The 20,802-nt window shown below is 42.5% G+C and carries 16 protein-coding genes and 2 pseudogenes; 13 read left to right on the top strand and 5 right to left on the bottom strand.

The features are described 5' to 3' along the window. Window positions 1-182: 182 nt before the first annotated feature. Window positions 183-1,424, bottom strand: coding sequence for a bifunctional ornithine acetyltransferase/N-acetylglutamate synthase (argJ, locus tag V7K84_RS17465; RefSeq protein WP_334839994.1), 1,242 nt, complete (start codon window positions 1,422-1,424; stop codon window positions 183-185). A 461-nt stretch (window positions 1,425-1,885) separates the two neighbouring features. On the opposite strand from argJ, the gene V7K84_RS17470 reads away from it, so the two are divergent. Further along, complete coding sequence (locus V7K84_RS17470) at window positions 1,886-2,059, top strand: hypothetical protein (RefSeq protein ID WP_334839847.1); 174 nt, start codon at window positions 1,886-1,888, stop codon at window positions 2,057-2,059. On the opposite strand, the gene gatB is transcribed toward V7K84_RS17470, so the two are convergent. Then, window positions 2,056-3,531 (bottom strand): Asp-tRNA(Asn)/Glu-tRNA(Gln) amidotransferase subunit GatB, encoded by a 1,476-nt coding sequence (gene gatB, locus V7K84_RS17475; RefSeq protein ID WP_334839848.1) that lies wholly within the window; start codon window positions 3,529-3,531, stop codon window positions 2,056-2,058. The genes V7K84_RS17470 and gatB overlap by 4 nt on opposite strands. A 129-nt stretch (window positions 3,532-3,660) precedes the next feature. Here gatB and V7K84_RS17480 point away from each other — a divergent pair, with 129 nt between their 5' ends. The 3 genes from V7K84_RS17480 (at window position 3,661) to V7K84_RS17490 (ending at window position 5,138) form a co-directional block, all read left to right on the top strand. Next, window positions 3,661-4,188 (top strand): DNA topology modulation protein, encoded by a 528-nt coding sequence (locus tag V7K84_RS17480; protein WP_334839850.1) that lies wholly within the window; start codon window positions 3,661-3,663, stop codon window positions 4,186-4,188. Between the two features lie 136 nt (window positions 4,189-4,324). Continuing rightward, window positions 4,325-4,633 carry a hypothetical protein gene (locus tag V7K84_RS17485; RefSeq protein ID WP_334839852.1) on the top strand — a complete coding sequence of 103 codons (309 nt, stop codon included), beginning with the start codon at window positions 4,325-4,327 and terminating at the stop codon, window positions 4,631-4,633. 187 nt (window positions 4,634-4,820) lie between these two features. Next, window positions 4,821-5,138, top strand: coding sequence for a hypothetical protein (locus V7K84_RS17490; protein ID WP_334839853.1), 318 nt, complete (start codon window positions 4,821-4,823; stop codon window positions 5,136-5,138). Between the two features lie 365 nt (window positions 5,139-5,503). Here the strand turns inward: V7K84_RS17490 and purH are convergent, their stop codons facing one another. Next, the gene (gene purH, locus V7K84_RS17495; RefSeq protein WP_334839855.1) at window positions 5,504-7,024 is read right to left on the bottom strand and encodes a bifunctional phosphoribosylaminoimidazolecarboxamide formyltransferase/IMP cyclohydrolase; all 1,521 of its coding nucleotides are present in this window, start codon (window positions 7,022-7,024) and stop codon (window positions 5,504-5,506) included. Window positions 7,025-7,252: 228 nt separating this feature from the next. On the opposite strand from purH, the pseudogene V7K84_RS17500 reads away from it, so the two are divergent. From V7K84_RS17500 to coaBC, 5 genes and pseudogenes are all read left to right on the top strand, one after another. Continuing rightward, window positions 7,253-7,832, top strand: a pseudogene (locus V7K84_RS17500) (Uma2 family endonuclease). An 829-nt stretch (window positions 7,833-8,661) separates the two neighbouring features. After that, window positions 8,662-11,385, top strand: a pseudogene (locus V7K84_RS17505) (beta strand repeat-containing protein); the annotation flags it as partial. A gap of 335 nt (window positions 11,386-11,720) precedes the next feature. Then, on the top strand, window positions 11,721-12,326 hold the full coding sequence (locus tag V7K84_RS17510; RefSeq protein ID WP_442940970.1) for an alpha/beta hydrolase: 606 nt from the start codon (window positions 11,721-11,723) through the stop codon (window positions 12,324-12,326). Window positions 12,327-12,480: 154 nt separating this feature from the next. Continuing rightward, window positions 12,481-12,693 carry a protein IsiD gene (isiD, locus tag V7K84_RS17515; protein WP_094351471.1) on the top strand — a complete coding sequence of 71 codons (213 nt, stop codon included), beginning with the start codon at window positions 12,481-12,483 and terminating at the stop codon, window positions 12,691-12,693. An 86-nt stretch (window positions 12,694-12,779) separates the two neighbouring features. Continuing rightward, complete coding sequence (gene coaBC, locus V7K84_RS17520) at window positions 12,780-13,991, top strand: bifunctional phosphopantothenoylcysteine decarboxylase/phosphopantothenate--cysteine ligase CoaBC (protein WP_334839859.1); 1,212 nt, start codon at window positions 12,780-12,782, stop codon at window positions 13,989-13,991. Window positions 13,992-14,009: 18 nt separating this feature from the next. On the opposite strand, the gene V7K84_RS17525 is transcribed toward coaBC, so the two are convergent. Continuing rightward, complete coding sequence (locus tag V7K84_RS17525; protein WP_334839861.1) at window positions 14,010-14,489, bottom strand: DUF6985 domain-containing protein; 480 nt, start codon at window positions 14,487-14,489, stop codon at window positions 14,010-14,012. Window positions 14,490-14,602: 113 nt separating this feature from the next. On the opposite strand from V7K84_RS17525, the gene V7K84_RS17530 reads away from it, so the two are divergent. The 4 genes from V7K84_RS17530 (at window position 14,603) to V7K84_RS17545 (ending at window position 19,425) form a co-directional block, all read left to right on the top strand. Beyond that, window positions 14,603-15,373 carry a lipoate--protein ligase family protein gene (locus tag V7K84_RS17530; protein WP_334839862.1) on the top strand — a complete coding sequence of 257 codons (771 nt, stop codon included), beginning with the start codon at window positions 14,603-14,605 and terminating at the stop codon, window positions 15,371-15,373. A 709-nt stretch (window positions 15,374-16,082) separates the two neighbouring features. After that, entirely contained in the window at window positions 16,083-16,439 is a 357-nt protein-coding gene (locus V7K84_RS17535) for a hypothetical protein (protein WP_012412291.1), read from the top strand. 103 nt (window positions 16,440-16,542) lie between these two features. After that, entirely contained in the window at window positions 16,543-17,565 is a 1,023-nt protein-coding gene (locus V7K84_RS17540) for a spore photoproduct lyase family protein (protein ID WP_334839996.1), read from the top strand. Between the two features lie 378 nt (window positions 17,566-17,943). Beyond that, window positions 17,944-19,425 (top strand): site-2 protease family protein, encoded by a 1,482-nt coding sequence (locus V7K84_RS17545; protein WP_334839863.1) that lies wholly within the window; start codon window positions 17,944-17,946, stop codon window positions 19,423-19,425. 112 nt (window positions 19,426-19,537) lie between these two features. Here V7K84_RS17545 and V7K84_RS17550 read toward each other — a convergent pair whose 3' ends face one another. Beyond that, window positions 19,538-20,791, bottom strand: a complete 1,254-nt coding sequence (locus tag V7K84_RS17550; RefSeq protein ID WP_334839997.1) for a glycoside hydrolase family 10 protein — start codon at window positions 20,789-20,791, stop codon at window positions 19,538-19,540. Window positions 20,792-20,802 lie beyond the last annotated feature (11 nt).

Below are 20,802 nucleotides of genomic sequence, written 5' to 3' on the forward strand. Positions count from 1 at the left end.
GTTCTAAACTTAGAAAGCCAATAGCCGGCATAACAACCTGTACCCGAAGTTATATTCATCTTTATTATATGCAAATTGTAGGCGCAACAGCTTAGACTTATCCGAAATATTAACTTAGGAAAAGAAAAATGGTAAAACGTTAAGTTGAGTATCTACCATTTTTCAAAATTGTTATGAGTAGTTTACGTAGTGTATTCGGCGTTAATCTTCACGTAGTCGTAACTCAAATCACAACCCCAGGCTTTACCCACACCATAACCATTGCCAACATTAACGGAGATTAACACCGTATCCTGTTGCAGATAAGCACCCACCGATGCTTTTTTCAAATAAGCACTTGCTGCTGCACGGTCAAATTCTAGAGGTTGCCCATTTTCTAACATTAAGAAATCCCCTAGCTTAATTTGCAGATTTTCTTGCTCAAAAGGCACACCTGCACGTCCGGCGGCGGCGGCGATGCGTCCCCAATTTGGATCGCGTCCAAAGATTGCAGATTTAACTAAGGATGAACCAGCGATGGTTTTGGCTATTTGTCGAGCTGAGAGTTCGTCATGAGCGCCAATCACTTCCACTTCAATGAGACAGGTTGCGCCTTCACCATCACGAGCGATCGCTTTGGCTAAATGCTGGCAAACTGCTGTTAACATCGCCTCTAATTTCTCTGCTTCTGCGCCCCATTCTATAATTGCTGGGGTGCGAGATTGACCGTTTGCCAAGGCAATTAAGCTGTCGTTGGTGCTGGTATCACCATCCACAGTAATGGAATTAAAGCTTCTATCAGCTGCCCTTGCTAACATCTGTTGCCAAAGATGAGGCGAAACCACAGCATCACAAGTAACAAATGCCAGCATGGTTGCCATATTGGGGTGAATCATACCGGAACCTTTGGCAATGCCGCCAATTCGTACTGGGCGGTCGCTTATAGTTGTCTCTAAAGCAATAGATTTTGTTACCAAGTCTGTAGTGATAATCGCCCCAGCAGCAGCATCCGAACCTGTTTGTGATAGTGCTGCTACTACCTTGGGAATCCCACTTCGCAAAGCATCCATCTTAATTCTTTGACCAATCACCCCAGTGGAAGCCAATAATATAGATTCAGATGGAATGTTTAGTGCTTGACCTACTGCCAGAGCAGATTCTAGGGTATCAAGGTTGCCTTGAGTTCCTGTCGCGGCGTTTGCTTGTCCAGCGTTGCAGAGGATGGCACGAGCGCTTTGTTTGGCTTGCAAGCGTTGGCGACAATATTCTACACAGGCAGCTTTCACTTGGCTGGTGGTGAACACACCCGCTGCGATCGCTTCCACTTCTGAGAATATCAAAGCTAAATCTGGCAGCCCCGAAGGTTTCAATCCTGCGGTAATTCCTGCCGCCTGATACCCCCTTGGTGCTGTGATACCACCTGTGATTTTTTGCCAATCTGCCATCATTCTTCCTTACAACTATCAGGTTGGATAGGTCAATTTGTACTTTACAAAACTGCTGAGTTAGGAGTTACGAGTTAAGAGTTATTAGTTTCCCCACTCCCCACTCCCTTTTATTGTGAGTTTATTTGCTGATGGCAATAATAATGCACCAGTTGGCGATTGGCATAATTGTTTTTACCTTTCTTATGACGAAAAACCAAAACAAAAAAGGAGAGCCACTTGGGTCACTCTCTAGATCGTCAGGATACATCTACTTACCGATCTCTCTAATTTACTTTTTAAGGATTAATACTTGTTTATTGAGATTATTTCTAAAAATTTTTGAACTTTATCCGTAAATACCACGAAAATAAAATAAAAAAGAGAGCTACTTAGGCAGCTCTCCAGATCATCAGGGTGCATCTACTTACCACAGCATATCATTTTACGTATGAGGGTTGTCACCAGCTTTTATATGAAGATTGTGTGAAGCAAGACCGGGAAAATACTTAGTTGGGGAATTGGGAATTGGGCATTGGGCATTGGCAGAAGAGGCAGAGGAGCGGAGAGGCAAAGAGGAAAAACTTACTGAAACTTACTTCTCCCCTGCTCCTCCTACTTCCTCACCCAGCGAAGTTAGCTTGACAGCTCACTAGGCGTTCAGTTTTTTCTCGACCAATTCGTTAGTCAACTTAGGATCGGCACGTTTGTCTGTCTTTTTCAAAACTTGTCCGACAAAGAAGCCTTTGAGGTTAGTGTTACCGTTGCGATACTTTTCTAGTTCTTTGGAGTTGGCGGCTATGACTTCATCAATAATGGGTTCCAGTACACTAGGATCGGTGATTAACTCTTGTCCGGCAAAGGCTTTCTCAGGAGAAATACCACTAAGCAAATCTGGCAACTTTTGTTTAGCTTGAGCATTGCTAATTTTGCCCGTTTCAATGCGAGTGATGATATCTGCTAAATTGGTGGGAGTCAGTCCGATTTGACTAATAGTGAGTTTTTGCTTATTCAGGTGGGCGGCAATATCTTGAGTAATCCAGTTGGCAGCAGCTTTGGCATTTGCTCCAGATGCGATCGCAGTTTCAAAATATTCGGCGATTGAACGATCTTCTGTTAACACTCGCGCATCGTAAGGGGAAAGCCCCAACTCATTTTCATAATGATGGCGTTTTTGGGCTGGTAATTCTGGTAATTCGCTACGCCATTGCTCTAATTGTTCATTTGACACCTCAATTGGTGCTAAATCTGGTTCGGGGAAGTAGCGATAATCGCTAGAACCTTCTTTCACCCGCATACTACTTGTGCATTGTGCGCCTTCTTGCCACAGCCGAGTTTCTTGGATAATGCGATCGCCTGCTTCGATGGCGGCGATTTGGCGTTCAATTTCGTAGTCAATCGCCCGTTGGATGGCGCTGAAGGAGTTCATGTTTTTAATTTCTACCTTGGTGCCAAACTCCTTTCGTCCCACGGGACGCACAGAAATGTTGACATCGCAGCGCAGAGATCCTTGTTCCATGTTGCCGTCACTGACGCCGAGATACCGGACAATCCGACGCAATTCTTCGGCATATTCAGCAGCTTCTACTCCAGAACGCAAATCGGGTTCGGAAACAATTTCTACTAATGGGATACCTGCGCGATTGTAGTCTACCAGAGAATAGGAAGAACCAGAAAGGCGATCGCTACCAGCGTGTACCAATTTTCCAGCATCTTCTTCCATGTGCAGACGCGTAATACCAATGCGTTTGCGAATCGGATTACCCTCAGCATCTACCAACTCAATTTCTAACCAACCATGTTCTGCGATCGGTAGATCGTATTGAGAAATTTGGTAATTTTTCGGTAAATCTGGATAAAAATACTGTTTACGGTCAAATTTGCTATATTTAGCGATTTGACAATTTAGTGCTAAACCAGCTTTGACGGCGTATTCTAATACTTTTTCATTGAGTACAGGTAAAACCCCAGGTAAACCCATACAAACCGGGTCAATGTTAGTATTGGGGTCAGAGCCGAATGCCGTAGAGCTATTAGAGAAAATCTTGGTATTGGTACTCAGTTGACAATGGGTTTCTAAACCAATAATCGCTTCATACTCAGTTTTTACGGTCGTCGCAGTGGTCATAATATCAATAATTTGGGCATAATCCTTGTAGTGGTACTATTGTAGCGGCGTATTGAGTTGCCCTGAAGACGGTTATTTGGGTGAGCAATGCTTACCTCTTGAGCTTGAAAAGGGAGATGCACATCTAAGGTGAAGAAAATCTTAATCATTGGTTCTGGAGGTGCTGGTAAATCTACCCTAGCCCGCGAACTGGGAACCATCTTAGGTTTAGAAGTGATTCACTTGGATGCTTGGTACTGGAATCCTGGTTGGATTGAGACTCCAAAAACTGCATGGCAAAGTATTATCCAAGACCTAACCCTACGAGAATCTTGGATTATGGATGGTAACTATGGCGGTACTCTCGACCTTCGTTTGTCAGTTGCAGACACGGTAATTTTTTTGGATTTTCCCCGGATTTTATGTTTGTTGCGAGCGATCAAACGTCGCTTTATGTATGCAGGACAATCTAGACCTGATATGGCATCAGATTGTCCTGAAAGATTGAATTGTGAATTTCTCAAATATATCTGGTCATACCCAATTACTCGTCGTCCTGGGATTTTAGAAAAACTTAGTCAAGTAATATTAAACCAGCAAGTTATTATTCTCCGCAAACCAATAGAAGTTAGAGAGCTTTTGCAAAATATTTCTTACAATTCAGATTTATTCAATTGATTTTTATGAAATTTATCTGAAAAAAGAGGGAAAGTAAATATTGTTACTTATGTGCTAATTAACTAGCAGTAACTAAGGTTAAATTACTATAATAAAATATAAAATTAGCAAATTAGGTCAGGGAACAACGAAGATTATGATTGATGTCCAAATAGCAGTAAAAGCTGCATATAAATACATACAATCCATACGAGAATCGGTCTTGGAGGTGGATTCTTCAATAGGATTAGGATCTTTAAGACTTGAAGAAGTTGAACTTTCTGAGGATAAAAGCTTTTGGTTGATTACTTTAGGATTTGATATCCCTAAAAAAACTCCTAAAAGCCCATTGGAAGACTCTACCTCTCTTGCTTCTAACCCTGTGTTGTATGAACGAGGATATAAACTCTTTAAAGTAAATTCTGAAACTGGCAAAGTAGAAGCAATGAAAATTAGAGAAGTATGAAAGATTTAATTGCTTCCCTTGTTCGTCGTTATTGCCAAAAAGGGGTTTTAATTGATACAAATATCCTGCTTCTCTTCTTAGCTGGAAGCGTCAATCAAGAACGAATAACTAAATTTAATCGAACCAACAATTTCTACCAGAAGATTATGAGCTTTTGCTAGCATTTATTGCCAGCTTTCAAAAGCTTGTGACAACTCCGAATATTCTGACAGAAGTTAATAGCCTTGCAAATCAACTTGGTGAACCTGAACGTTCTCAGTGCTTTGCAATATTTGCTCAATGTGTTAAAAATGTTGCTCTTTTGGATGAATACTACGTAAATAGTTTAGATGCTGTTAATACTGAAAAATTTATCAAATTCGGACTTGCTGACAGTGGAATCCTGACTTTATCTAAAGGGAAGTATCTTGTACTAACTGATGACTTCAAGCTAGCAAGTTATCTTCAGAGTGTAGAAATTGACGTGATTAACTTTAACAATATTCGTGTCTTTAACTGGAAGTAAAAATATGAAATTATTTTGGAAGCGTTAATTTCTATAATTTCTATATACAAATTAAAAAATGCCTGGGAGTGTTGCCGTGTTTCCACCCCAGACATTTTTTATTCTTAACTTGCTCCTCACACACAAATAGATAATATCACTACTTCTATCAAATGGCAAGTATATTGAGTGACAATTCTAAAACCCACAGGCAATCCAATTTCTGACAAATTAAAAAGCGCTTGGGAGTGTTGCCGTGTTTCCACCCCAGGCGCTTTTTATTTTTAACTTGCTCCTCACACACGATTAGATAATATCATTGCTTCAATCATAAAGAAAGTATATAGTGTGACACTTTGTAAACCGCACACTCAATGAGCAATGATTTAGTGTAAAAAGTGACGTACACCAGTTAAGACCATCAGCAAACCCAGTTCGTTAGCAGCTTTGATAGAATCTTTATCGCGCAAACTTCCCCCTGGTTGGACAATGGCTGTAATACCTGCGGCTGCGGCTGTTTTGACTGAATCATCAAAGGGGAAGAATCCATCGCTGGCGAGAGTTGCACTTTTGGCTTTTTCTCCAGCTTGTTCTAGGGCAATTTTAACTGAGCCAACGCGGTTCATTTGACCAGCACCTACTCCTAGTGTAGTGCGATCGCTTGTCACAACAATGGCATTAGATTTAACATGTTTGCAAACTTTCCACGCAAACAGCAATTCCGCTAATTCGCTGTCGGTGGGTTGACGTTCGGTGACTACTTGCCATTGACTGGTGTCTGCAACAATATCATCGGCGGCTTGGACAAGGAAACCACCTGCGATCGCTTTCACTGTATCTTTAGGGCCACTGCTCAAATCAGCTAGAGTCAAAACCCGCACGTTAGATTTCTTAGCCAAGATTTCTTGCGCTTCTGCATCACAACTTGGTGCAACCACACATTCTAAAAATGTTTTGGTTAACTCGCTAGCTGTAGCCGCATCAATCGGACGGTTGAGTGCTACAATTCCACCAAAAGCAGAAGTAGAATCAGCGTTGAAAGCTTTTTGATAGGCTTCAGAAATACTACTTCCCAATGCCGTACCACAGGGATTTGTATGTTTGATAATTGTTGCTGCTGGGGTATCAGTAAATTCAGCAATAATTCGGCGTGCGGCTTCTAAATCAACTAAGTTATTGTAACTAAGTTCTTTGCCTTGCAGTTTTGTCGCGGCTGTCCATCCCGTTGGAGTAGTACCAGTTTGATACCAGGTGGCGGGTTGATGGGGATTCTCGCCGTAACGCAGAGATTGTAATTGTGTGCCGCTAAGAGTGTATTGCTGTGCTTCTGCGAGGTAGGATGCGATCGCTTGGTCATAGCTAGCAGTGTGCGAAAATCCTTTTAATGCTGCCTTTTGCCGAAATTCTAGGGATGCCACGCCGTTATTTTGGCGCAATTCCTGCAAATACTCGTCATACTGTGCTGGATCGCATAATACAGCGAGATGGGCGAAGTTTTTCGATGAAGCGCGTAGCATTGCCGGGCCACCGATATCAATCTGTTCAACAGCTTCTAATAATGTTACTCCTGGTTTAGCGATCGTTTCCTCGAAAGGATATAGATTCACCACCACTAAATCAATCGGGCGAATTTGGTTATTTTCTAAATCTGTAATATCTTCGGGAAAATCTCGCCGGGCCAAAATTCCGCCATGAATTCGGGGATGCAGCGTTTTGACTCGACCACCTAAAATTTCTGGTGAACCTGTGTAATCTGCAACTTTTGTGACAGGGAGTCCCGCATCTTTGAGGGCTTGGGCTGTTCCCCCACTGCTGATTAAATCAAAGTCAAATTCTTCAACCAAGCTACGGGCTAGGTCAATTATACCAGTTTTGTTAGATACACTCAGCAGGGCTAGACGCGCCATTGATCGATTCCTTAAAAGTAGGCTAGAAGCGAAGGATCTAAAGTTTTGCATAAGCCTTGGTTCACTTCAAGACCATGAGGAATAATATTGACTCGTGTAATTTATATGGTTACATCCCTCAGAGTCAGCACTGTCGAAAATGCTGAAAATAAGGGCTAAGTAGGCTTAGTCTCTCATATTTGCGATCGCCTAAACTAAAAGTAAGCATCTTTTACCCACATCACACCTATGGTTCAGTCTTCTAATCAACGCCTCACCCTAGAAGAATTTCTCGCACTTCCCGAAGGAGATATTACATACGAGTTTGTTAACGGTGAAGCTGTACCCAAGTATAAAGATAATGAAATGTCACCAAAATTTTTTCATGGCTCGACTACTGGTGCTTTATTTATACTATTGTCTACATGGGCACAAGCAAAAGGTCGAGTTGTGATTGAATGGGCAATTAAACTAACACGAAATCAACAAGATTGGATGCCTGTAGCCGATCTGACCTAATATTTATTATAACCGTCTTTCTGCTGATTGGCTATTAGACGAAGCTTGCCCTGTTGCACCTGAATTAGTCATCGAAATCATTTCACCTGGTCAAACTTTTGGTGAAATTGCCGAAAAAGCAACTGATTATCTGAAATCTGGTGTTTCTCGTGTTTGGGTGGTTGATACAAAAGCTAGAACTGTAACTGTATTTGCGCCATCTTCCTTGCCAATTACTTATCGATCTCATCAAATAATTACTGATGATTTACTACCAGAATTGGAAATTACTCCTGATGCAATCTTTCAACGAGCTGGATTAAATCCCTAAAATTTCATTAGGAATCAGAATAATCATAGGACTGAGTTGCTTGTGTAATAGTTCTTAAAAAAATATCATAAACTCAAGAAGCTTTCAAACTATCAGGAAAACTAGACCAGAACTTAGTCAAGCGAGGACAACCAGCCAGAGCCGATTTTATTTTGTGGCTATCCAACGAATCTAGTCTCCACAGAAGCATTCATTGATTAAGCGTGCATAAGCGGCGTTATACATTTATCAGCAAATAATATAAAGAGTATGCGAAGATTTTTATTTGGATATAGACATCTAAGTAAATATTCGGTATTTAGTTATTATCAGATTATTTAGATGTTTTCTATTTTCAAGCGAAACACCTACGGACAATAACCCACAACGAGGACATAAAGATTCCTTCTTCTATACTCTGTCAAGTGTTCCCTATTTTTAAGCTAGTAAGACTTACGCATTGACAAACCAACTAAATTATGGAGTCTGGTTTTCAGGCATTCAAACTTGATTTTTAACTCTTTTTCAGCGATGCTTACGCTTTTTACAGCTTACGCTACTGATAAAAGATGATTGAAATAATCCTAAAGCTAGTTTTTTTGTGAATCGAATGCACACGCTCATGAATTTGTACAGTGCCTAAGACTTAGATAGTTCCAGATAGTTAGATAAGTGCTACGTAAAAGCCAATCAAAGGGGAAATCTTCAAAGAAAAATTCGTAACCCTCAAGGGTGACATGAAAGAATGTCGAAACGTCAACATTTTGCGAATTTTTATGCGCTCAAACAACACTAACTGCAACTTGAGAATTTAATTTACTCAAAAAATCGATTTAGGTAGGAAAAAGTTATGGCAAATATCATTGGAACCAACGGGAATGATACTCTACTGGGCACTAACGGCGCGGATACGATTAATGGTAAAGCAGGTAACGATACGATCGCAGCTAGTAACGACACTCTGACTGGTGGTGGTGGCAAGGATAAATTTGTCTACAACTTCACCTATGACGAGTATTACAACCTTATTAGCAACACCGATACTATCACTGATTTCGGTGGCGTAGGTAAAGGCGTAACTCCTTCAGCAGCAGTCATTGCCGAAGTGGATACCATTAAATTCCAAGGTGCTGGGTTGACTGCTCAAAATCTGCTGCTCACTCAGAATGGCAGCAATCTGGAAATCACCTTTGAAGGGGTAGGTGGTGCAGCTGGTACAAAAGTCATCCTTGAAAACTTCAAATTAGAAAACCTGGATAATTTGCCAGCAACTTCTTCACGATCTGCTATTGGCAATATCCTGTTTGATGGACAAACCAGCATCGCCGACAGCTTTGATGTGTTTGATGCCAACTCCACTCAAACTAACCTGTTCAACAAGAACACAGTGACATTTCTCAATAACCTCGACAACAACATTACAGGTTTAGACAACTCAAATGATGTGGTGAATGGTCAGGGGGGTAATGACAAAATCGATGGCAAGAGTGGTAACGACCTGCTGCGCGGTGGTACGGGCAATGATACTCTCATTGGTGGTGAAGGGGATGACTCCCTCAATGGTGGTGAAGGGAATGACTTCCTCAACGGTGGTGAAGGGGATGACTTCCTCAACGGTGGTACTGGTAACGACCTGTTGTATGGTGATGCGGGCGATGACTCCCTTCTTGGTGGTACGGGCAATGACTCTCTTCTTGGTGGTACAGGCAATGACACCCTTCTTGGTGGTACGGAGAATGACACCCTTTTTGGTGGTAGTGGTGACGATCGCTTGACTGTTGGTTCTTCAAATCTTGATACTTTAGGAGGCGATCAGCTGCTCTATGGGGATGATGGCAACGATACTCTCTCTGCATCAGGCTACGAAATCCGATATGAAGACACCTATTATACCTCTGGCAATAACACCCTCAACGGTGGTGCTGGTGACGATTATTTGATTGTTCAATTTTCAAAAGGCAATAACTTGCTGAATGGTGGTGACGGCAACGATACGTTCTCCGAGTACAACAGTGGCAATGATACGGTAGATGGAGGTCAGGGTGACGATTTGTTGTCCTATAATTCCTACACTTCCAGGGGAATCACTTCAACTTTCAATCCTACTACTAACGTTGGCTCAATTACAGCAGACACAAATCAGGTTAGCTACAAGAATATCGAACGATTAAATATCACAAGTGGATTCGGCGATGACAATATTGTAGGTAGTAATGGCAACGATACACTTGACCCTGGCAATGGCGGCAATGATACCATAGATGGGGGCGCAGGTGACGACTTGTTGTCCTATTATAATAATTCCAGTGGTGTTGGAATCACTTCAGTCTTCGATACTACCACGAATACTGGCTTAATTACCGCAGATACAAATCAGGTTAGCTACAAGAATATCGAACGATTAAATATCACAAGTGGATTCGGCGATGACAATATTGTGGGTAGTAATGGCAATGATACGCTCGATCCGGGCAGGAGTGGCAATGATACGGTAGATGGGGGAACAGGTGACGATTTGTTGAAGTTTTTGAACTTTGGTAGCGAGGGAATCACTTCGACATTCAATGCTACTACTAATACTGGAACAATTACGGCGGGCACGAGTGGGGTTAGCTACAAGAATATCGAACGATTAGATATCACAGGTACAGACTACGATGATTATATTGTCGGGGGCAAGGGCAACGATACGCTCGATCCGGGCAGGAATGGCAATGATACGATAGATGGGGGTGCAGGTGACGATTTATTGTCCTATAACTCCAGTGGTGCGGGAATCACTTCAACTTTCGATGCTACCACTAATACTGGCTTAATTACGTCAGGCAGGAATCGGATTAGCTACAAGAATATCGAACGATTAAATATCACAGGTACAGACTCCGATGACAATATTGTGGGGAGCAATGGCAACGATACGATAATAGGAAACATTACATATTTCCCGCCGGGTAGTTACGATACCATTGACTTTATGAGTGGCAATGACACAATAGATGGGGGCAAAGGTAACGACTTGTTGATTGTCGATGACAGCAGTGGTAGCCAGATTACTTCGACTTTCAATGCCATCACTAACACTGGAGCAATTACGGATGGTACGAATCGGATTAGCTACAAGAATATCGAACGATTAGATATCACAGGTACATTCTACGATGACAATATTGTGGGGAGTAATGGGAATGATATCCTCAAAGGTGCTTTTGGCAATGACATGCTGACCGGTGGCAAGGGGAATGATACCCTTTATGGTAATAATGGTACTGATACCTTTGCTTTCAATAGCTTCAATGAAGGCATTGATAGACTTTATGACTTCAACACTACTAATGAACTCATTCAAGTATCGGCTACTGGTTTTGGTGGCGGGTTATCAATCGGTTCACTTCAGACTAGTCAGTTTAGAATCGGAGCATCTGCAACCACTAGCACTCAGCGATTTATTTACAATAATGTTACAGGTGCATTATTCTTTGACCAAGACGGCAGCGCGAGTTCCTATACTCAGATACAATTTGCACAATTATCTGCTGGGTTGTCACTAACCAAAAACAATTTTGTGGTTGTTTAATCGTAATTAGCGCTCTATCACTCTAAGCAGAAAGAATAGTAAATGGTCGGATTGCGAGGTGTCTAAAATGGCAACTCGCATCCGATTTATCAATGCAATTATAGCCAGCGATCGCGCATGGAATTTTTTACCAGAGGGAGTTTGTAAACAAGCTAAGATAAAGTTTTCTTAGCAAAATCGGTGTGATTCGCATTTTTATTTATCATAAATTACCTTGACGGCGATCGCATTCTTTAGACAAGCAGCAAATGCCGTTAAATACTAAGTCTGTTTGAAGAGATAGGATCTATGTACAAAAGTAAAATTTTAGGAGTAAACCTCTGTCTTTACAAGCCATTACCGTTCCCACCGCAACTTCTCAACCCCCAGCAGGCTTAATTGTCACTTTGCATGGTTGGGGTGCTAATGCTGAGGATGTAGCATCTTTGTTACCTTTGCTCAACTTACCCGATTACCAGTTTGTATTGCCCAATGCACCTTATCCTTATCCCTATTCCCCTATAGGGAGGGCATGGTATGACCTGCGGGTGGAAAATATGTATCAAGGGTTGGCAGAAAGTCGGCAACAGCTAACAGATTTCTTGGAATCTTTAGAAAGTACCACTGGCATACCTTTGTCACGCACCATTTTGAGTGGATTTTCTCAAGGCGGAGCCATGACTTTAGATGTCGGCTCAAAATTACCCTTAGCAGGTTTAGTTGTCATGAGCGGGTATTTACATCCTGACGCGCTAACGGCAGCTAAAAGTGGGATTCCGCCGACTTTAATCACTCACGGTAGATATGATGAAGTTGTGCCCCTGAAAGCTGCTTTGAAGGCACGTGAAACTCTCAAGTCTCTAGGAGTGGCAGTAGAATACCACGAATTTGATATGGGGCATGAAATAGATCCAAAAACGTTAGAGGTGCTACGAAATTTCGTTGTAAATACAATTGCTTAGTCAGGATTACGAATTTTTTATAAATTCTGGTACAAATTCTGACAATTTTCACGAACTTAATGACTTCTAATGAGTAATATATATTGGGTGGCTGCGTTCAGCGCAACTTAACCCATGCTGAAGGCGAGTGCTGCATAAGGGAGGGGCAAGTATTATGACAACTCTAAGCATTTCCCAAAAAGAAATTGCTGCCATGAGTGCAGTAGAAGTAGAAGAACTAGCTACACGTCTGGAACTGGATAATTATAGTAATGCTTTTGAGGGTTTAAATGATTGGCATCTATTGCGAGCGATCGCATTTCAGCGTCCAGAGTTAGTTGAACCCTATATCTACCTCTTAGACTTGGAACCCTACGATGAAGCTTAGTTGAGAGTTAGGAGTTAGGAGTTAAGAGTTAGGATTTATAACTATTTAGTACTAATTTTTGAACGACTCACTCCTAACTTTTTACCATGACTAATCCAAAATTGAACAGGGTTCTCATTGGTGTAGGTGGCGGTATCGCCGCCTACAAAATCTGTGAATTGGTTTCGACGCTGTTTAAAACTGGGGTAGAGGTTCGAGTTATCCTCACCCGTTCGGCGCAAAAATTTATCACGCCTCTGACAATAGCCACCCTATCTCGTCATCCCGCCTACACAGATGATGATTTCTGGCAACCAACTCACTCTCGTCCGTTGCATATTGAGTTGGGTGAATGGGCAGATGTCATAGTAATTGCCCCTTTGACAGCTAATACATTAGCCAAGTTAGCCTACGGGATGGCTGATAATTTACTTACAAATACCGTGCTGGCTTCTACTTGTCCCGTGCTGTTAGCACCCGCAATGAATACTGATATGTGGGAACAGCGATCGGTGCAACGGAATTGGCAACAGTTATTGATAGATAGCCGATATCATGGGATGAATACAGCATCAGGGCTATTAGCGTGCGATCGCGTCGGTGCTGGTAGATTAGCAGAACCTCCAGAAATTTTGGCTCACATCCAATCGTTGTTACACACTCAAGGTAAACGAGATTTAGCAGGTAAACGAGTGCTAATTAGTGCTGGGGGAACGCGAGAGTTTCTTGACCCAGTGAGGTTTATTGGTAATCCTTCCACAGGTAAAATGGGATTAGCTTTAGCGCAAGCCGCATTTCACCGAGGCGCAAATGTCACTCTGGTACATGGCCCAGCTAATTGGGATGTACCATTGGGAGTAAAAGCAATTCCCGTTGTTAGTGCCGAGCAAATGCAGAACGTGATGGTGGAGTGTTTACCCAACGCTGATATCATTGTCATGTCAGCAGCCGTGGCAGATGTGAAGCCGAAAGATTATAGTACAGAAAAATTGCCCAAGCGATCGCTCCCCCAAGCTTTACCTTTAGAACCCGTACCGGATATAGTTGCCCAGTTAGCACAACTCAAACAGCCGCATCAAAGATTAATTGGTTTTGCAGCACAAACTGGTGATATTGTCAAGCCAGCGTTAGAAAAATTACACAATAAAAAACTTGATGCGATCGTTGCTAATCCCATCGATCGACCTGATAGTGGTTTTGGGAGTGATAATAATCAAGCGATATTTTTAGATGGGCAAGGAAATCAGGTAGAAATAGCACCTTGTTCTAAATTAGAAATGGCACATCAATTATTTGATTTTGTCATCACGGAATTTTAGATTTTCACGAGATAGTTTTTACCGTCCTGTTTCACCTATCTGATCTACATCGTCTGCTACTCCATTGCGAAAGCGCACTTCTAAGCCGTGTTCTGGCTCCCAGGAACACTCAGCTATCAACTCAAAAGTAGCAATATGCAGGTCATACTCAACGTGGGGTGGCACATAGATATATGAGAAAATGACCTCATCCCAGACCTGAATGGGATTAGCCAGGGGCGGCATTGACTCATCTCCAATCATGTCACGATATACATCATAATTTTGCAGCACCAGAGGAGCAGTGATGCGTAACACATCGGGTGGCAAGGCTAGAGCTTGTCGAATAGCTTCACGCTGAAGCGATGAAAGTTCCCCAATCTGCCCGTGTTCAAAATCCACACAAATCGGTACACGGCGATCGCCCAAAACAGCACATTCTGCTAAAGTCCAGTGATTATCTTCCATTCTCATCTGTCCAAACTCAGCATCGTAGTAACTCGTTGGGGGTTTCATCATCTTCAGGTACTACCTTTATTCATCAAAATTATGAAAAAATATGTTTATCTTTGTTCATAGTTACATATTCTTGCTCAAACCCTTACCAGTAATATCCCTTTCCTAAGAAACCGATGAAACAACTAGCAATGGAATCACCATCCACCTGGCGTTTCATCCCCATGCTTCAGACATCGGGAGCAGTACAAATGGCGATCGATGCTTGGTTGTTCAAGCAATGTGAAAAAGGACAGCATCCGCCTACCCTGCGTTTTTATACCTTGTGGCCCTATGCTCTCTCCTTGGGACATCTGCAAAAACAATGGCCTGCCCAGTGGCATAATCTGATTTACCAGGGACAGCCACTCGATTTAGTTCGTCGTCCAACAGGAGGTAGAGCTGTTCTCCACCAAGGAAACTTGACATACTCTGTGATTACCTCAGTTAGTAATGGAAAAAGCTGGGGTACTTATGAAAAAATCTGTAACTTTTTAATCCAAGGCTGGCAAACCTTGGGTATTGAGTTAAGTTATGGTTCTGCTGGACGGGGTTACATTCATAATCCCAGTTGCTTCAACACAGCAACAGCCGCGGACTTGGTAACTGCTGATGGAAGTAAATTCATTGGTAGTGCCCAACGCAAGGGAAGAAATACCATTCTTCAACACGGCTCGATGATTTTGTCTACAGACAAAGGTTTATTTCAGGAAATCTTTGAACAACCAGCACCGTGGAATACCTCACTTTGTAACACACAGAAACAGGATGATTGGATTGCAAAAATTGTGGATACACTGACAGAGACGGCAAAACAGTACTTTGGCATAGAACTAGTTACCCAACCATTCTCCGATCTCGAATGGCAAGATATCCTCAAATTGCGATCGCTTTATGAAGTGCGTTAGCGTAGCTCACCGTAAGTATCGCCTATTCCAAAACTTGAGATTATGTAATAAACATGTAGAAAACTAAAGTTTTTTGTAAGTAAAATCGCTGTATCGAGGAGACTAATTTGAGTCATCATACCTTTGAGAGCGATCGCAGATGAGGACATTGAATCAGACCAAGATTAAATATGCTGCCAGTGTAGAAAGAGGCTACTAATTTATTTACAATCAAACTCGCACAAAGATTACTGTTAGAATGCATCCCGACGCATTGGCATTGTAAAGAGACGCATTAACAATGCCAATGCATTATCACCAATTAGAAAAAAGAATGCGACAAATAGACCATTTGTAGAGACGCGATTCATCGCGTCTTTACCCAAGGATGTGTTGAAATCATTAATTGAATTGGTATTAGCATTGCAAGGGGAGGCATTGGCATTGCAAGATATTGCCAAATTTAATTCGCTACAAATTAATGAAATGCTGTACTTAACAAGCCAAGGTTAAGACTGCAACCTAAAACTTGAGTTTACTGAGCTTAATGAAACCCCAGAACAAGCCCGAAAGCTGGCAAAAAGAGTGTGATTGACATAGAGAAATCAAGTAGCAATCGGGAAAGGAAACTACTACCTTGAATTGGGTATAACCCGTATGCTCTATGGCTTTAAGTCACTTTCCTAGATTTTACAATATAAGTAAGACATAAAAATAACGCTTCAATTATATGAAAATACTCTCATCAGAACTAGTCCATTTGGGATTTGGCAAATATGTGCGTTCTGACCAAGTGACAGCAGTTATACCAATAGAAGAGGAGCGAGGCCCAGGGCGACGAACCTTTGTTCACGTTCAAGGGCAAAGCGATCCAATTATCGCCTCTCGCGCTGAAGATACCATCGTGCGTGATTTGGTACAGGAACCACGCGAAGTTACCCAAGCCCGTCAGCAGCAGGAAATTCTTCAAGATTTATTGGTTAATTTAGCTAATGTTAATTCAACTGTGCGTCGAATTAACCGTGATGAAGGCAGTTTGGATCTTGATTTGTTAGAGCGACGAATTAAGCAAGTCCTGGAAAATTAATTGCAGAAATCAGCAAACTAAATAACGGAGAAAGATATTGCTGAATACAACTACAGACCAAGTTTCAGTATCAGATACACAAACAAGATCGCCAAGGTTGTGGATACCTGAACGGGTACTGTTTACACCTGCTGCCCTAGATGAGGATTGGGGGCAGCAGATTCTTAAACGTGTGCAGTCACTCAACTTACCAATAGAAGAACTATCGCAGAACCGCCTGAAGGGTCTACGCGGTGAATCTGAGCGGGATACTTACAACATCGCCAAGCGTACCTTAGCGGTGGTTACTGCACCACCCAGTTCTTTTAAACTGAGTCCCATCCCACCTTCTGCGGATTGGCAGTTTCACCTTGCTGAAGGTTGTCCGGCTCACTGTCAATACTGCTACCTAGCTGGTAGCTTATCGGGGCCGCCTGTCATCCGCGCTTTTGCCAACTTACCGCAGATATTAGAGAATTCAGCTAACTACGAGCAACAAGGGAAAACCACAAGTTTTGAAGTTAGCTGTTATACAGATCCATTGGGTATTGAGCATTTAACTGGAAGTCTTGCTGAATGCATCCGTTACTTTGGCACTCGTACCAATGCACATCTACGTTGGGTATCGAAATTTGATGCTGTGGATGGATTACTCGACTTACCACACAATGGGCATACTCGCTGTCGGATGAGTGTTAATGCCGCACCGATTTCTGGTAAGTTTGAAGGTGGTACAGCATCCGTAGCATCCAGACTGAATGCATTGCGACGGTTGGCGTTACCACAAGAGCGTGGCGGTGGCGGTTATCCAGTAGGTTTGGTTATCGCGCCAATTATGCCGATAGATGATTGGCAAATGCACTATAGTCGTTTGTTTGACCAGATAAACGAGGCACTGGATTTTGACTGTAACCTTACCTTTGAGTTAATTTCCCATCGGTTCACACCTGGGTCAAAAGAAGTGTTACAAACTTGGTATCCGCAATCAAAATTAGAGATGGATGAAGACAAACGTAGCGTCAAGCGTAATAAGTTTGGTGGGACGAAGTACGTTTATGAGAAAGACACAATGAAGGCGTTGCGTAGCTTTTTTGAGAGTGAGATTAGTAGGCGCTTTCAAAATGCTGAAATTCTTTATTGGACTTAGAAGGCTACTTCGCTCATATAGAGTTTGAGCAAATTAATTATTGAGCAAGAGAGCGATTGTATAGATGCGATCGCTCTCTTTTCAGGTTGCTCAGGTGAATTAGAATCTAAGAGAACGAACCGCAAAGGACGCAAAGAGCGCAAAGGAAGAAGGAAAGAAGAGAAATTGAAATTTCGATAGGTTTGTAGTAAGCACTTCAGTGCTTAAAAATCCAGGACTTTAGTCCTGACTACGAACTTTTTTACCTCTCGCGTGGGTTTGGCTACGCCCACGCAAAGCGGGATAATTTGGGCAGATTACAGGCGGCGTTATACATTAATAAGTGTATCTGCAATACCGGACTTGTTCTGGCTTAGTCTCAATAGCAAAGGTTTGGAGATGTTTACTTTATCAGAAACTTCTATCCTGGCGGCAATCCTACTGGTAGCTTTAGGCATTTTGGGCTGGGGCTTTTATCGCGCCAGACCTTTTGGTAAACTGGGAATCTTAGCCTGGTTACAGTCGGTGGTGTTGATGACTCCCTGGCTCCTGTTTTTTGGATTGTTTGCCGCAGGGATTTACATCAATATAGCGGGTATATTGTTCTTAGTGGTGACTTCCGCCGGATTGTACGTTTATTTGGGCAGACAGTTACGCGCCGCTGGGCAAGATGACATCCTCAAGCAACGCGCAACCGAAAGACTCGCCGCTGCTTCCTCACTTGCAGCAAATTCCCCACAATTAGCAGTCGCAGAACTGAAAGCGGAGATCCCGCCAATACCGGAAGATGACTTGAATGCAATTAAAGGTATTTTCGGTATCGATACATTTTTTGCTACAGAAACGATCGCCTACCAAGATGGAGCCATTTTTAAAGGCAATTTGCGGGGAGAACCAGAAGAGACTCACAACCGTCTAACTGCAAGTTTACAGCAACGCCTTGGCGATCGCTATCGTCTGTTTTTAGTGGAAAATACAGACGGTAGACCCGTGATGATTGTCCTACCGAGCCGTAACGATCCCCGGCCGATGTTGCGATCGCAAAAAGCTTTTGCAGGTATTCTGTTGGTAGCGACCATTGCCACAAGTTTAGAAGCTGCGGGATTACTGCTGAATTTTGATTTTTTTGGAAATCCAGGGCGGTTTCAAGAAGCTTTGCCCATAGGCGCTGGAATATTTTCGATTTTAGTAGCTCACGAAATTGGTCATTGGTTACTTGCACAGCGTCACCAAATTCGCCTTAGCTGGCCCTTTTTTCTACCGGCTGTGCAAATTGGCTCCTTTGGTGCTATTACCCGCTTTGAGTCTCTGTTGCCCAACCGCAAGGTATTATTTGATATTGCTTTGGCAGGGCCAGCCGCAGGTGGTATTGTCTCTTTGTTAATGCTGGTGACAGGCTTGCTGCTTTCCCACCCAGGTAGTTTATTTCAATTGCCCAATCAGTTTTTCCAAGGGTCGATTTTGGTGGGAAGTTTGGCGCGAGTTGTCCTTGGTTCGGCGTTGCAGTCACCCCTGGTAAGCGTTCATCCCCTAGTGGTGATTGGTTGGCTGGGGTTAGTAATTACCGCGTTGAACTTAATGCCCGCAGGACAACTAGATGGTGGGCGGATTGTGCAGGCGATTTATGGACGCAAAACCGCAGGACGGGCAACGATCGCAACTTTAATTTTACTGGCGCTCGTGTCTCTCGGTAATATGATTGCCATGTACTGGGCGATCGTGATTTTCTTTTTGCAACGGGATCAAGAACGCCCTAGCTTGAATGAAGTCACTGAACCCGATGATGCTAGAGCTGCTTTGGGGCTTTTGGCTCTATTCTTGATGATTACTACTCTTTTACCCCTAACTCCCGGCTTGGCTGGGCGTTTGGGAATAGGATAGATAGCGCTGAGTTGGGAGTTAGGATTTTCATGTAGTGGCAATTCATGAATTGCCACTACAGCGTATAGTTTTATCTGATTAGAGAGTATTAACTTTCATCCTTTATCCTTTCTTATGGTTTCCAGCCTGCTAGCAAGTTCGGGTAAGCCGTTGGTGTGGGGAAAATTTTCTGGAAGGCAGTTTGACGCTCTAGGGGCTTTTCTTTGCTCATGTTCCAGAGGGTTTCATAGAAAAAGAAAGAGACTCCAGCAAAATTGCGATCGCGTACTTTTTGCACTTGTGTCTGAATCTGCTGCATCGGTATAGATCGGTTTTTCAACCCAGCCAAAATGCCTACACTCACTGGAATATGGCTCTTGGCTGCTTTCACTTCTGGATATTCTAATTCGCTGATAAAAACATTCAAATCATCACGATATATCTGCAAAACTAAGTCTTCAATGATTCCTAGCCGTTCCCACTTCTGCCAGTCTGCTAAAAAGAAATTGTAGGACAAACGTTGAGGATTAGGAGCAACAGAAACCAGGCAATCTTTTTTAGTAGCTTTGATAGCTGTAAATACCCGTTTCATAAACTCGGTGATTTTATTAGCTCTCCAGCTTACCCATTCTGGATCTTTAAAATTCTTGGAGGGAGCTTTACCACGGTGTTCTTTCTTGTAAAGTGCCACTGTATAAGCATCGTATCCTAATTCTGATGGTAAGCCAAAATGGTCATCAAATTGAATACCATCGATATTGTAGTTTCTAACAATTTCAACGATTAAATCTTGAATAAATTGTTGTACTTCTGGACGAAAGGGATTTAGCCAAACGCGATTATCTTTCCCTTCTTTGACAATCCGAGTCCCATCGCTGCGACTGGTGAGCCATTGAGGACGATTTTTAGCTAATAGAGAATCTGCTGGTGCCATAAAACCAAATTCAAACCAGGGAATCACCGTTAACCTTTTTTGATGTCCCACATCGACAATTTCTTTGAGGATATCTCGCCCTTGCAATCCGGGTGTGGGATCGAGCGATCGCCCGATAACTTTTTGGGCAACTTTGCTAGGATACAATGTATATCCCCAATTCCAAACCGCCGGATATATAGTGTTAAAATTGAGTTCATCAAGGCGTTGCAAAGATCCCTTGAGGCGATCGCGCTCAAATAACACATCACTATCAATATTTGTTAACCACACTCCCCTTAATTCCGATTTTGGCGTTGACGGCAGATTTATTTGAGCGTTCAAAGGGAACGATAATATCATCGTAGCGATCGCGCTCAAGGTAAGCATAACGACAAACAAAAGAGACTTTCTACTTTGGCGAATATTCCACCAAGAAGAAAACTCAACACACCACTCTACAAACCTTTTCATCATTATTTAAA

Origin of the sequence: Nostoc sp. (assembly GCF_036917315.1) — a bacterium.
Classification (GTDB): domain Bacteria; phylum Cyanobacteriota; class Cyanobacteriia; order Cyanobacteriales; family Nostocaceae; genus Nostoc.